The 12,624-nt window shown below is 40.7% G+C and carries 11 protein-coding genes and 1 pseudogene; 1 reads left to right on the top strand and 11 read right to left on the bottom strand.

Annotated elements, in window-relative coordinates:
- Window position 1 precedes the first annotated feature (1 nt).
- From hcaC to hcaE, 3 genes are read right to left on the bottom strand one after another with little or no spacing between them, the layout of a single operon-like run.
- The gene (gene hcaC, locus FTU22_RS04700) at window positions 2–328 is read right to left on the bottom strand and encodes a 3-phenylpropionate/cinnamic acid dioxygenase ferredoxin subunit (RefSeq protein ID WP_067763933.1); all 327 of its coding nucleotides are present in this window, start codon (window positions 326–328) and stop codon (window positions 2–4) included.
- Complete coding sequence (hcaF, locus tag FTU22_RS04695) at window positions 328–846, bottom strand: 3-phenylpropionate/cinnamic acid dioxygenase subunit beta (protein ID WP_067763936.1); 519 nt, start codon at window positions 844–846, stop codon at window positions 328–330. The genes hcaC and hcaF overlap by 1 nt, the downstream gene beginning before the upstream one ends.
- On the bottom strand, window positions 843–2,210 hold the full coding sequence (hcaE, locus tag FTU22_RS04690; protein WP_078192774.1) for a 3-phenylpropionate/cinnamic acid dioxygenase subunit alpha: 1,368 nt from the start codon (window positions 2,208–2,210) through the stop codon (window positions 843–845). The genes hcaF and hcaE overlap by 4 nt, the downstream gene beginning before the upstream one ends.
- A 278-nt stretch (window positions 2,211–2,488) precedes the next feature.
- On the opposite strand from hcaE, the gene hcaR reads away from it, so the two are divergent.
- Window positions 2,489–3,394 (top strand): DNA-binding transcriptional regulator HcaR, encoded by a 906-nt coding sequence (gene hcaR / locus FTU22_RS04685; RefSeq protein WP_078192775.1) that lies wholly within the window; start codon window positions 2,489–2,491, stop codon window positions 3,392–3,394.
- 406 nt (window positions 3,395–3,800) lie between these two features.
- Here hcaR and FTU22_RS04680 read toward each other — a convergent pair whose 3' ends face one another.
- From FTU22_RS04680 to FTU22_RS16470, 8 genes and pseudogenes are all read right to left on the bottom strand, one after another.
- Window positions 3,801–4,658 (bottom strand): alpha/beta fold hydrolase, encoded by an 858-nt coding sequence (locus FTU22_RS04680; RefSeq protein ID WP_078192776.1) that lies wholly within the window; start codon window positions 4,656–4,658, stop codon window positions 3,801–3,803.
- A 293-nt stretch (window positions 4,659–4,951) separates the two neighbouring features.
- Window positions 4,952–6,220: an OprD family outer membrane porin gene (locus FTU22_RS04675; protein WP_078192777.1), complete on the bottom strand. Its 1,269-nt coding sequence runs from the start codon at window positions 6,218–6,220 to the stop codon at window positions 4,952–4,954.
- 537 nt (window positions 6,221–6,757) lie between these two features.
- Window positions 6,758–7,777: a 4-hydroxy-2-oxovalerate aldolase gene (gene dmpG / locus FTU22_RS04670; RefSeq protein WP_111884105.1), complete on the bottom strand. Its 1,020-nt coding sequence runs from the start codon at window positions 7,775–7,777 to the stop codon at window positions 6,758–6,760.
- Window positions 7,778–7,788: 11 nt separating this feature from the next.
- Window positions 7,789–8,685, bottom strand: a complete 897-nt coding sequence (locus FTU22_RS04665) for an acetaldehyde dehydrogenase (acetylating) (protein WP_078192779.1) — start codon at window positions 8,683–8,685, stop codon at window positions 7,789–7,791.
- Window positions 8,686–8,721: 36 nt separating this feature from the next.
- On the bottom strand, window positions 8,722–9,519 hold the full coding sequence (gene mhpD, locus FTU22_RS04660; protein WP_078189749.1) for a 2-keto-4-pentenoate hydratase: 798 nt from the start codon (window positions 9,517–9,519) through the stop codon (window positions 8,722–8,724).
- A 689-nt stretch (window positions 9,520–10,208) separates the two neighbouring features.
- Window positions 10,209–10,877 carry an HAD-IA family hydrolase gene (locus FTU22_RS04655; protein ID WP_180093251.1) on the bottom strand — a complete coding sequence of 223 codons (669 nt, stop codon included), beginning with the start codon at window positions 10,875–10,877 and terminating at the stop codon, window positions 10,209–10,211.
- Between the two features lie 152 nt (window positions 10,878–11,029).
- Entirely contained in the window at window positions 11,030–12,001 is a 972-nt protein-coding gene (locus FTU22_RS04650; protein ID WP_078189751.1) for an RluA family pseudouridine synthase, read from the bottom strand.
- Between the two features lie 55 nt (window positions 12,002–12,056).
- Window positions 12,057–12,365 (bottom strand): annotated as a pseudogene (locus FTU22_RS16470) (hypothetical protein).
- Window positions 12,366–12,624 lie beyond the last annotated feature (259 nt).

Genomic DNA, 12,624 nt, shown 5'->3' with positions numbered 1-12,624 from the left:
ATTACTCTCCTGCCATCTCTACGTATAAAGCACCATCTTCAACAATCACAGGGAATGTCTTGATAGGATCTGTTGCTGGTAAGCATAATGCTTGACCAGTTTTCAAACAGAATCGAGCCGAATGAAGTGGACATTCAACAGTGCCATCATCTTCAAGGTAACCTTCAGACATTGAAGCATTACCATGTGAACAACGGTCGTTCATCGCGAAAAATTCGCCATTGTTGTTGAATACTGCAAGCGCATCGATACCGTTAACGCCGCAATCTACTTTCAATGCTTCGCCTTCGTCTAATTCGTCAACTTGGCAAACAAAAATCTTATTCATTAGAAGAACACGCTCAGGTTATGTGAGTTGTAAGTCACCTGATCAAGGGTAATCTTACGGTTGAAGATTTCGAAACCTTGCTCAGTGTCGACTTTGCGGATCTTGTCGTGACGCTTACCACAGTAGATTGTTACATCTTTCTCTTTCTGGGTACGGTACAACAAGTACGTTACGTAAACGTCGTATTCGCCTTCAACTTCAGTCGCTTCAACAATCACATTTGAAACCATGTGTGTTGTACGTGAAGGAGGTTCTTCAGCCCATGCCATACCTGTCTCAAGACGGGCAACACGGCGTTCCAACAAATCTTTGGTATCGTTAAATACCCAAGTTGTAGGTGGCTCGATCGAACGACGACGGTCACGTGTTTGCGCGTTTGGTGTTGTGCGTAGCGTATAAGAAATATCTTCCGCTAATACAGCTAACCAATCACGGAACTTCCAATCGTCCAGCAATTTTGCTTCACGATAAAGAAACTGACTAATTTGGTGATGGAGTTCTAAACTAATTTGACTCATTTCATAAGCTCCTTCTCATATTCGTCAGCCGCAGCTTCAACGTCTTCCCATTTTTCATGAATCAATAGGTCAGCCCAACGACGGTACATACCTCGTGCAGCTGTTTCTGAAAAAATGTAGTTGGTGATACCAGGGATACCATCTTCACGTACTTTCTCGTTACCTTTACCCATTTCCATAATTAATTTGTTTTGACGGGCTTTATAACCACGTAAAACTTTTTGAATTTCAATCCAGTTTTCAGAGTCATCTTGCTCTAGGAAACCAGCAGGACCGAAGGCACGTGTTGCAGAACGTTCAAATGCTGCTTGTACATCTTCTGGCGCGTCCGCATCACAGATACAGAATGCCCATACTTCAGTCTTGTTTGGACCACGTGGGTGCCATACACGAAGCGTTGCAGTACCGTTCAACCAAGATAGTGTTGGGAACATGGTGTTGTGACCAGCAAGACGCAGTGCACGAGTTTCACCTAGGCGTTCTTTCACTTCTTCATACGTTTCACGGAAGTAGTTTGCTACTTCACCATCCACCCATACGTTTGCGTCTGGTTTCTCAGTGAAGAAGAAGCCTGAACCGTGACCACGTGAACCGTATTGGATCGCGTCTTTGGCAGTTTCCCAAACTGGACGGGCAGTTTGTGCAGCACCTAATTTCTTAGAAGATTCATCATCTGGTTTAGCACCAAGCACCTGAATCGCAGATGCATGAGAGAACAACGCGTGGTATTGGTCAGAAGCGAACTGTTCAGCTGCAAATTTCCAGTTACAGTCGATTTCCCATTTGTGTACACCACCAACGATCACAGTACCACCTTCACGACGGTCTACAACGCCGTCCAGGTACCAAGCGATATCGCCCATGTATTCTTCTAGATCTGGAGTTGTTTCATCCCAGCAGCCGAATACTAAGCCTTTGTATGATTTAACGCGGTTAACTTCTACCAGACCCCATTGCTCTTTACATGCACCATGTGGGTAAGCACGATCTTCAAGCGGGATATCTTTTAGAGAACCGTCAATACCGTATGACCAGCCGTGGTATGGGCAAGTGAACGCACGTGTATTACCACAGTCCGCGAAGCTCACACGCATAGAGCGATGACGACATTGGTTTAAGAATGCTTTGATTGAGCCATCTTTTTGACGTGCCACGATGATTGGATCTTCACCCATATAGGTATTGAAGAAATCGCCGGCTTTAGGAATTTGGCTCTCATGGCATAGGAATAACCATGTACGACCGAACACACGTTCTAATTCAAGTTCGTAAATGTCTGGATCGGTATAGATAGATGGCGTGATACGTCCATTTTGTGCATCGACTAAAGCATCGATTTCGCGCACATCAATTTTTCCACTCATGAAAAGCTCTCCTGTGACCATAAGGCACAAAGTAATAGACTCAACTTTTCAACGATGATGGATTTTAGAGCGATATTCGGGAAATATTTATTTTGTTTTAATTAAGAGATTTTATGGATTATTACGGTAGATTTTTTTTATAGTATTTTTTTTAAATTACCGAGAACACCATTTATTTCGTGAATGGCAAAATAATCCTCACGCAATAGTTGTTTATAGATTATACTGAACGAACTTCTAAGTAAGACATTTTTTGGATTACTCCACGGGTTGATTATATGGAATTACGACACTTACGCTACTTCATTACTGTTGCTGAAGAACTCAATTTCAGTAAAGCTGCGTTAAAACTTTATACTGCTCAACCTTCTTTAAGCCAACAAATTAAAGATCTTGAAGAAGATGTCGGCGTAAAATTGTTGCACCGGACTAAACGCAAAGTTGAGCTCACAGAAGAAGGTGCCGTATTTCTAGAACAAGCACGTTTGACACTAGCTCAAGCAGACAAGGCCGTAGCGATGGCACGTCAGGTTTCACAAGCCAAACAACAGATGCTGCGCATTGGTTTTGTGCCTGTCGCAGAGATGAAAATCTTCCCATACGTCTTGCCAAATCTGCGTGTTCAAAACCCAGAACTCAAAATTGAATTACTTAGTTTAAATAATCGCGATCAGATGAAATTGCTACAAAAAGGTGAACTAGATATCACTTTTACTCGCAATAACTTTCATAGCGACGAAATTGAAAGTCAGTTTGTACTACGTGAACCATTGATCTTTATTTTACCCAAAGATCACCCTTTAGCGAAGTACGAACGTATTCCAGTTAAAGCATTGAACGGTATTGATTTTATCATTCCTGCACGCGAACAATCAGGCACATTGCATGAAGCCATTTTAGACTTTGCTTCAAACCATGGCGTTCAATTTAATATCGTGCAAAAAGCCGACAATATCCTGTTTAACATTAACTCCATCGGCATGGGTTTAGGCTGCACGATCCTACCGGGATACATCGCGCCATTGACCATGAACAATACTGTGATTCGTCCTTTAGATGTCGAATTACCGTATCTAGACCTGTACGTAAGTTACCGAAAAACGGCGAGTTCTGTGGCTGTAGATAAATTCCTTGAACTGCTAACCAAAGTTTTTTATCTCGATATCAATCGCGAACAGCGTTAATTTTCGCCAAGTCATAATTTATAGATATAGCACCATTATTTTTGAAATAAATAATGGTGCTTTTTTTATGGCTAAAAAGTCGCTTTTTTAATCGTTTAAATGTTTTAATCGACGCATTTTATCTATCATGCATATCGACTTGATGGAAAATAACTTATAAATTTTAGTTTAGACATTGATAAAAATTGCTAAAAATAGCCGATTTACAACTTAAGTCTAATAAATAATTCCCCTTCCCCAACCATTTAGATGAGCTTATTTTATGCCTTTTTACTGATTTAGACCGTACACTGTCGACCTTTTAATGAGAATAATACTCATTTAAAGTATTTCTTTCAAAAGATTTATATAAAAAAAAGGATGGCAAAACCATCCTTTTTTTGAATTTCATGTCAGTGACAAGAAATTACACACCACGCGCTTTTAAATAATCTTTAATCACGGTGTTGAATTCTTCTGCTTTTTCAACTTGAGACCAGTGGCCACATTGGCTGAAAATATGCGCATCAGCATGAGGAACGGTATTCAAAATATCCCACGTACGAGATACAGGAATCACCACGTCTTGTACACCATGAATAAGCAATACTGGCACAGTAATGTCTTTCATTTTTTCAAAATCTAATGGGAATTCGAAACGGTCACGGTCGCGTGCGCCAACAACATCCATCAAACGATTTGATGCATAGTCATTTGCAGCAGAAGCGAAACGTACTTTTACTAATTCATCAGTAATCAAGTCTTTGTTTACAACAAACATAGACAAGGTTTTCTTGATGCCTTCTTCGGTTAATACAGGGTTTGCATGTGCTTTAAGTGCTGCAGTTTGTTTAGCACCGCCTGTACCCATAGAAACGATACCCAATACACGTTCTGGATAGTCCAAAGCCATTTGGAATGCTAACCAGCCACCGAGTGAGTTACCCACTAACCAAGTTTTTTCAATACCTAGGGCATCTAACGTACGTACAGCGTGATCAACCCAAGCACGGATACCATAAGCAGTATTCGGTGCAACAACAGTTTGACCATAGCCAATCGTATCGATAGCGATACAACGTGCTTGTTCACCAATTTGTGGAAGGTTTAACCACCAGTTTGCAGCAGCAGATACACCTGTACCTGAACCGTGTAAAAATAGAATTGGTGTGCCTTCACCCACTTCGTGGTAATGCGTTAATTCGCCTTCAGCAGTTTCAATCCATTTATCTTCTAAACCAAAGAATGAATCAGTTGTATAGTCAGGAATCTGAACAGTGCTCATACATGCTCCTCGTATTGCGTAGAGCTTATGTTTCAATCCATAACGGATTTAAACACAAGGGGGACTCTTTTGGATTTTGTGGTTTTTACAGTCTCATATTACCTGTTCAGCCACTGCTAACTGATACATATTTACGATCATAAACAATAAATAGACTATAATTTAAGTTATTGTTTTTAAATACATAACTCAAAAATATATCCATAAAATATTTGAGGTATTTCTTTTTTGAATAACCCAGCAAATAAAAAGGGAAGCGATGAATCGACTTCCCTCTTTTTTATCCTGAGAAATTAGAACTTATAGGTATAAGTTGTCGCGACACGGTACTCTTGCAAGTCAGATTTGTAATCGAAATCGGCATCGATATACATTGCCTGGAAGCCTAAGCCCTTCAACTTACCTTCAGGCACGGTGTAGTTCACAATTAAGTTCAATTCATCTGACTTCTGATCTTTAAGACCAGCAATTTCTGCATCTGAACCTGTGAAATACACAGCAGTTGTATTTAAGCCTTTCACACCCATTTCTGAGAAATCATAGCCATAAGTAAAGCCCCATGATTTTTCATTTTTTGCAGTAAATGTTGCTATACCCCAGTTGACTAAGTACGGCTGCGGCACCCATCCACCCAGTGTTGGGAATGCATTATCACCAAACATTTGTTGATAACCCAAACCAAAGGTATGCGAACCGTAATTCACTTTCGCACCAACCGATAACGCTTGGTTATCAATTTCGCCATACAGTTTGTCACCCGAATCTGAGTTGTCAAAATAACGGATATGGCTATCCAGTTTGGCTTTGTCACCTAACTTAGTTTTATAGTTCGCGCCGACATATTGCTGTGTGTAAATGTCTTGAACATCGGCATACCAATAGCTACCACCAATTTCAGGTGTAAATTGATGGTCAATACCCGCAATATACATACCATCAGAAGTTGGCCCAAGATCATAATGACCTATGGTGCCATCTGGTAATCTTTTACCTGGAGCGAACATTGATAAATCACGGAATTGGTTGTCATAACGGTTATTGATCCCGTCAATGTATGCCAAAGTTAACTTGGTATCTTTAATCTCTTTCGATTCTAACCATGCACCGCTATAAGTCGTCATTAGCTGACGAGATGGATCGAAAACCAACACTGGAGACACTGGTAATAACTCACCCACTTTCAACTCAGTTTCAGATACTTTGGCTTTAAGGGTCACGCCCACTTTACCAAAGTTATCTTTTGATTCTTTACCATCGTGCGGCAAGATCCAGTCTGGGTTTTTATCACGTGCATTAAGTTTAAATGCATGTTGAACCAAAAGGTCAGCACCCACTTGAATACCTGCACCAATATCTTGATACCCTGACTTGGCATCCAAAGTCACACCCTGTGACCATGAACCCCAGTTACCCGCCGGATTTTCTTTAATTTGACGGTCTAAGTAGAAGTTTTTAAATTTCAATTGTACTTGGCTGTCGTCAACAAAGTCCGCATAAGTTGCAGATGTTCCTAATGTTGCTGTCGCAGCAAGAATTGCTATCCATAAATTTTGACGACGCATGGCTTATTTCCCAGTAATCAAATTAAGCTATGGCACCATCATGCTCAACAATACCTTGGAAAAAAATCCGACTACAGTATTAAGGTTTATCAGGCTTTTGTACAACTTGAACTTTGGAAGCTATTTCTGCTTATTTTCCTTAGAGATTAAAACAATAACTCTTTTTTATCATTTAGAACGACTGATTAAATTAACCCCATGTTTTATTAACGTAAAATAGAAAGTTTTTTATTTTTCGCAATTACATACGCTGTATTAATTGCTTTTAAGTTTAATGAAAGTTTTTTACTGAGATTTATCCTTATTTGAGTTATAAAATTTAGCTATAACATGATATTTAATTTATATAATCATCAACAACTTAAAGTTAAATTTTAATACTATGGCTGCTCGAAATCAGCCATTGGTTCGCAGAACTTTTCTTATTTCAATCCGCTTTCTATGCATCAATTCAATCTCAACTAAAAACCAAGCCCATATAGTCAGTTGAGACATAAAAAAAGCGCCCATTTCGGGCGCTTTTTGATTTAAAGCAAATTAAGCATTGGCTTCTTTTGCTTTAGACATGGTCAATGCCAAATCTTCGATCATATCTTCTTGACCACCAACAGTACCACGACGACCAAGCTCAAGAAGAATTTCACGCGCAGAAACGCCATATTTCGCTTCAGCACGTTTCGCGAATAACAAGAATGATGAGTAAACACCGGCATAACCTAAAGTTGCTGCATCACGGTCAGCACGGATCTGATGTGTCATCATTGGAATGATTAAATCTTCCGCCACATCTTGAACTTTAAACAAGTCCACACCTGTCTCCATTTGCATACGGTTGGCAACCGCAACAAACAATTCAAGTGGAGTATTACCTGCACCTGCACCTAAACCTGCAGAAGCTAAATCGACACGCGTTGCACCAGCTTGAACCGCTGAAACAGAGTTCGCAACACCCATACCTAAGTTATGGTGACCGTGGAAACCGATTTCGATCTCTGAAGCCAGGTTGGCACGTAAAATACCCACGCGGTCAGTCACGTCTTGAGGCAACATATAACCAGCAGAGTCAGTCACATAAATACAGTTTGCACCGTATGACACCATTTTGCTGGCTTCTTCCAAAAGTTTTTCAGGAGTTGCCATGTGCGCCATCATCAAGAAGCCCACAGTGTCCATGCCAAGTTTACGTGCAGCAGTAATGTGCTGTTCAGAAACATCAGCTTCAGTTGAGTGCGTTGCAACACGAATGGTTGCTACACCAACATCATGTGCCATTTTCAAATGGTCAACCGTACCAATACCAGGAAGTAAAAGTGCAGATACTTTCGCCTGTTTTAGGTTTGGAATAACGGCTTTTAAGTATTCTTCATCGGTTGCTGCTGCAAAACCATAGTTCACAGAGTTACCGCCTAAGCCGTCACCATGCGTAACTTCGATTAAAGGTACACCTGCATCATCCAAAGCAGTTGCAATGGCAACCATTTGTTCAGGTGTAGTTTGATGGCGCATAGGATGCATACCATCACGTAAAGTCATATCATTAATAATAATCTTAGACATTTTGGTATTCCTTAAGCTTCAGCAGTGTTTAATACGCGTTCTGCAAACATTTCTGCAGTACGTGCAGCTGCCGCAGTCATAATGTCGAGGTTACCTGCATATTTAGGAAGATAATCACCTAAACCTTCAACTTCTAAGAAGATTGAAACACGGTTACCGTCAAATACAGGACCATTTACAAGTTTGTAACCTGGTACATATTTTTGAACTTCAAGAATCATCGCATGTACAGATTCAGTGATTGCTGCTTGATCTGGTTCACCTTCAACAAGACAGTGAACAGTATCACGCATCATCAGTGGTGGCTCAGCAGGGTTAATGATGATGATCGCTTTACCTTGTTTCGCACCGCCCACTTTTTCAATAGCGCCAGCAGTCGTACGAGTAAATTCATCAATGTTTTTACGTGTACCTGGACCCACAGATTTTGTTGATACTGTTGCAATGATTTCGCCATATTCAACAGGCTGAACTCGTGAAATCGCAGCAACCATAGGAATCGTTGCCTGACCACCACATGTCACCATATTGACGTTCGGAACTTCACCGGCATCCAATAACGCTTCTAAGTTTACTGGTGGTACGCAGAATGGACCGATTGCAGCAGGTGTTAAGTCAATCATTAACACGCCAAGTTCATTCAATTTACGGCTGTTTTCAGCATGAACATAGGCAGAAGTTGCATCAAATGCGATTTTAATGTCGTCTTCAATTACGTGTGCAAGTAAACCATCTACGCCTTCAGCAGTGGTTTTTAAACCCATTTTAGCAGCGCGAGCCAAACCTTCAGACGTCGGGTCAATACCAACCATCCATACTGGTTCTAAAAATTCGCTGCGTTGAAGTTTGTAAAGCAAGTCAGTACCAATGTTCCCTGGACCGATCAATGCACATTTAATCTTTTTCATGAATGTGTACTCTTAAAAATTCCGTAAAACCCAAGCTTATTTCGCTGCAAATGCTGCAGTCACAGAACCAAAGCCTTCAATTTCAACTTTGAATTCATCACCAGGATTTGCCACAACCATTGGGCCTAAGGCACCGGTCAATACGATGTCACCTGCAAGCAATGGACGACCACGACGAACCATTTCGTCAGCCAACCACACTGCTGCATTTAATGGGTTAGAAAGACACGCTTTACCCACACCTTGTGAAACCACTTCTTCACCACGAGTCATGACCATTTTGCAATTTACAAGGTCAAGATCTGCAAGTTTTACAGGCTTAGAACCCAGCACAAAACCTGCTGAAGATGCGTTATCTGCCACAGTATCAATCAACGAGATTTTCCAGTTTTCAATACGGCTATCGACCACTTCAATTGCAGGCAGTGCATATTCTGTTGCACTAATAATGTCTGCATAGGTGTGTTTTTCTTTGGTCAAATCTTGGTTAATCACCAAAGCAATTTCTGCTTCAACTTTTGGCTGAATCAATAAACCAGCAGGGATTTCTTCACCATCGCCATACGCCATGTCAGCAAACAACATACCGAAGTCAGGTTGATCAACGCCTAACTGCGCTTGTACAACTTTTGAAGTTAAGCCAATTTTACGACCTACAAGGCGACGACCTTCTGCCACCGCACGTTTGGTATTCACTTCTTGAACGGCATAAGCAATATCTACATCAGCACTTTCACCACCAAGTTGTGGACGGATCGGTGCAATCGCAGCCTGATTTACTTCCGCATCGCGTAATGCTTGCGCAACTGATTCAACAACAGCAGAATTCGACATCAATGTTTCCTTAAACTGCAAAAATTGGATGCACAACGTGTTTCATCCCGATCACCATCAAAATCAAAGTGATGAAAGTCATGTCAGGATTCGCCTAAAGCATTTCACTTGACATACTACACGTTATGTTTAGATGCATTTAGCATCGAGATTTTATAAAGTGAATACCAATACTTATTTTATTTATGACTATAGCTATTAGCTATAAATTAATCATTATTTATTATTAATATTCAAAAACTTAAGTCAAAATAATTAAATAAAATTCACTATTTTTTTCGCCCTTAAATCTGAATCTCTACTAAAAAACTTGGCTTATACGACTAAAAGATAAGATTAAAAGATTATTTTAGCGTCAGGCCAACTTTTAAGCATAGGTGTTCAATTTCATCTGATTTAGTTTAATAAATTGAAAATTTAAAAATAAATCAATAAACAACAATAAGATAAAACCAAAAATTCAAACAAAAAATCTATTCCAGCTTGTGGTAAAAGGCCAAATAGTTGCGCTCAACTTTTTAAGGTAAATTTGCTAGAAGACTGCTTGTTATTGTAGAAAAATCTAGTGTTATTACTTTTTTAAATAATTGAATTTACTCATTTCATCAAGTAGAGCTTGCGTTACTATTCATTTGGTAACAAAAAAGGTGAAAACAAATTTCACCCTTTTTACTCGTTTGTATCTAAAACTATACAGCTAGACGTAATTTCACGTGTTCTAGTAGAAATTCAGTCAAATCACCTACGCTATGTGCAATATGTAAGGGTTGAAAACACTGGAGTGTTTCTACAGTATGCACTCCATAGCTCACGCCTACACGTGGCATCTGAATATTGAGGGCCATTTCTAAATCATACGACGTATCACCAACCATAATGGCTTGATCGGCACGTAGTCCTGTTTCCGCCAAAATTTCTGCCAACATCAACGGATCTGGCTTAGATTTGGTTTCACTGGCTGCTCGGGTCGCACAAAATAGCTCATGACTTTGCGTTTGAGCCAAAACACGGTCTAGACCTTTACGGCTTTTCCCCGTTGCAACAGCCAATTGTAGACCGGCATCACGTAATTCCTGCAACATATCAGCCACACCTTCAAACCATATATCACCTTTGGAATGTGCCACATAGTAATCGGCATAACTTTGCAAAATGTCGCTGTGTAATTCGGGAACCGTCGGAAATAACCGCTGTGCGACTTCTGGTAGACCTAAACCAATAATACTTTTCGCATCAGCATCGGTCAGCGGCTGTGAAAATTGATCTGCTGCAAATTTTAAACTCTCCACAATTTGACCCACAGAATCAAATAAAGTGCCATCCCAATCGAAAATGACTAGTTTTATAGCTGAGTTCATACGTTTTCCTAGATTTGATTCAGTGTTTGGTAATTCAGATTCTGGAGTGCATCAATTTATTTACCTCACCCCGGCCCTCTCCTTAAAGGAGAGGGAGAAAGAAAACTTACGAAGCAGTCCTGCTCAGGGGGGAGAAGTCTAATATTTAAAACTTACTCGTCATCTTCCGAAGACTTCACCACTTTGTCGGCTTTTTGCGCGCGTAGCTGCGCCACAAGGCTTTGCATATCTTCTGGCAATGGCGCTTCAATGGTTTGGTAACCCGGAATTTCTAAACGCATGGCATGCAGACATAAACGACGTGGCTTTGGACCACGGTATTCAGTTTCATGACCATATTTTTCATCGCCCACCAATGGATGACCAATACTTAAACCATGTACACGGATCTGATGGGTACGGCCCGAAAGTGGAGACGCATACACCAATGTGGCATGCATAAAACGTTCTTTCACGTTCCACAGCGTCTTCGACTCTTTACCTTCTTTAGGTGATACACGAACACGACGCTCGCCATTTGCCAGTTCGTAACGATGCAAAGGCTGATCAATGAGCTGCTTATCCAAACTCACCACACCTTTCACCACAGCAGCATAAGTTTTTTGGATTTTGTGCTCACGTAACATGTCTTGCAGGCTTTTTAACACACTACGTTTTTTCGAAATCATTACCAACCCAGAAGTGTCGCGGTCAATTCGGTGAATCAGCTCAAGGTATTTCTTCCCTGTTGCGGCACGTAAGCCTTCGATCAAGCCATACGCCACACCACTACCGCCGTGAACAGCAATACCAGAAGGTTTGTTTACCACCATTAAGCCTTCATCTTCGTACACCACACGGCTCAGTAAACTTTGTGCCACTTTGTCCGATACGGGAACCGCAGACTCATCTTTTTGCTCATAACGAATTGGAGCAACTCGAACTTGGTCACCAATATTGAGTTTGGTTTCCGCTTTGACGCGTTTTTTATTGACGCGGACTTGGCTTTCACGAATCAGACGATAAATGCGACTTTTAGGCACACCTTTCAGACGACTAAACAGGAAATTATCAATACGTTGACCCGCCTGATGCTCGTCCACTTCAAACCAGGTGACGCTTTGCCATTCTTGCGTAGAATTCATACAGTTACTGTGACCTAAAAAAATACTAAAATTGATTAAAAATTGATCATTTAAGCTATACTTTTCGCAAGAAACATAAGCTTAGCCCATAGGCAGATGATGCAAGGTTTGATATAGTCAGCGCACGGAAACCACCGTAACTGAGTAAAAGTTGATTCATTTCAGTATTTACTGTCATTGAACTTTCAAGCAATTACTCATTTAGCTCGGAAAGGTCCCAAAAGAATTATGCCGACGCCGAAGGCTTATTATATCGGCAAAACTGCAAACTGTTGCGTTTAATTGTGCCGTAGGTACATAAAACAGTTTGCCCCAAAAAAATATGTGCCAACCAAGGTTGGTTTTTAAACGTAAACTGATACACATCAGACCAGTCGCTCCCTGGAAATCGTGTTCAGGCCACAACGTTTGATGCATTGGATCTGCACAGTTTGTAAAGGTACGATGATAATTCCGTATCAAGACGCTCTATCAGATATGAATGGATGCTCTTCGAGCAATGTGACAGTGAAAGTTACTCACATCCAATGCACCGTTTGTCCGCCAGTGAAACGCGTTCAGGTGACTTTAATCGTTTAAAAGATTGAAGCCGTATTGCCATCATCAATACGTGAATCAAAAAC

The organism is Acinetobacter sp. YH12076, from assembly GCF_013419525.1.
GTDB lineage: Bacteria > Pseudomonadota > Gammaproteobacteria > Pseudomonadales > Moraxellaceae > Acinetobacter > Acinetobacter amyesii.
This window is presented reverse-complemented; position numbering and strand designations above follow the sequence as displayed.